Source organism: Streptomyces sp. NPDC051286 (genome assembly GCF_044455345.1).
In the GTDB taxonomy this organism is placed as follows: domain Bacteria; phylum Actinomycetota; class Actinomycetes; order Streptomycetales; family Streptomycetaceae; genus Streptomyces.
Genome location: NZ_JBITER010000147.1, coordinates 1 through 1742, shown reverse-complemented (window position 1 = coordinate 1742; position 1742 = coordinate 1). Strand labels below are relative to the sequence as shown.

At 69.7% G+C, this 1742-nt stretch carries 1 protein-coding gene; it reads right to left on the bottom strand.

Features of this window, described 5'->3' with window-relative positions; translation table 11 throughout:
• Positions 1-1742: condensation domain-containing protein (locus ACIBB8_RS37860; protein ID WP_398959951.1), on the bottom strand; the 1742-nt coding region annotated here is incomplete at both ends.

Sequence of the window (1742 nt, the reverse complement as noted above, 5' to 3'; positions counted from 1 at the left end):
ACCTGCGCCTCAAACAACCCCGGCAGCGTCGACCCCCCGAACACCACACCCGTGTCGTTCCACTCCACCAACACCCGACGCCGCTCCTCAGCACCCACCACCCGAACCGTGCTCAGCGGGACGTCCGTCCCGGAGTCCAGCGCCTCCTCCAGTGCGGCGACGAGGCCCTTCACCGTCGTGTGCAGCAGTTCGCACACCGCGGCCGGGTCCACCGACGGTGCCGTGTCCACTGCCAGCCCGATGTTGTCGCCGTCGTCGTCGACCGCGGCCCACACGGGGAAGTTCGTGCGCTCCCTGCTGAACACGATCTCGACGTCGTCCAAGGCGGTACCGGGCTCCGGGTCCCCACCGGCGCTGTGTCGGTAGTTGAAGAGCGACGTGAACAGGGGAAGGTCCGCCGGCACGCCGCTGGCCTGCTGCGCCACCACCAACGGCGCATGCTCATGCTCAAGCAGCCCCGCCAACTGCGCCCGCATGGCGGCGACCGCGGCCAGGGCGCCCAGTTCGTCGACCCGTACGCGAACGGGCAACGTGTTCATGAAAGGTCCAGGCGTCCGGTCCGCGCCCGCACCGGCGTTCATCCGCCCGAACAACACCGTGCCGAACACGACGTCGTCCCGGCCGCTGACCGCCGCCAGCGTACGGGCCCAGGCCACATGCAGCAGCGTCGCGGGACTGGCACCCAGCCGCCGAGAAACCTCTCGCACCTGCTGAGCCAGCGAAGCTTCCAGCTCCACCCGCGCGTGGACCGCGTCGCCGCCGTCCCCACGTGTGTCCGTCAGCCCGAAGGGCGCCGTCGGCTCGTCGACGTCGCCGAGAAGGTCTGCGAAGAACCGCTCGTGCTCGGAGCGGTCCACCTGGCCGCGGGCCCGCGCCGCGAAGTCCCGGAAGGGCAGTGGTTCGGGAAGCCGGTCGCCCCGCCCGCCGAGGAACGCCTCGATCTCCTCCAGCACCACGTCCAGCGTCGTCTGGTCCCGGACGATGTGGTGCATGCGCAGCGACGCCAGCCATCGGGTCGTACCCGGCTCGGCAGCCACATGTACGTCGACGAGGGGTGCCCGTCGCAGGTCCATCGACCGGCCGCCGATGGCCACGAGCTCGGCTGCCGGGTCCACGGTTCGCGGGTCCAGTTCCACTTCGAGGACCGGAAGGACCGCTGTGCGCCACACCACCTGCACGGGCTCCCGCAGTCCCGCCCACACCATGCCCGTCCGGAAGACGTCATGCCGGTCGATCACCCGCTGCAACGCGTCCACGAACGCGTCCAGGAGCTCCCGCGACCGGAACGTCAGCACGGTCGGAGTCACGTAGGCGTCGTCCTTGCCCTCGCCTCCGAGGAGGTGGTGGAAGAGCAGTCCCTCCTGCAGGGGAACGAGGGGATAGATGTCCGCGACATTGGCGGCGCCTCCCTCCACATGGGCGACGACCTGCTCAATCTCGGCGGCGGACAGCTCGACGAGAGTCAGCATCTCCGGAGTGATCTCCACCGCGCCCGCGGGAATCGCGTTCGTCGGCACAGTCATCTGCTCCGCACCGGCCACGGCCGCGAGACCGGCGGGCGTCGGTGCCTGAAAGAACGCCCGCACGGCGAGCGGCACGCCTTGCTGTCGCAGGTTTTCGACCATCGACACAGCAAGGAGCGAATTGCCGCCGAGCCGGAAGAAGTCGTCGTCCACGCCCACGCTCTCCAGGCCGAGGATTTGGGCGAAAGCAGCGCACAGGATTTCCTCGCGGGCGTTGGC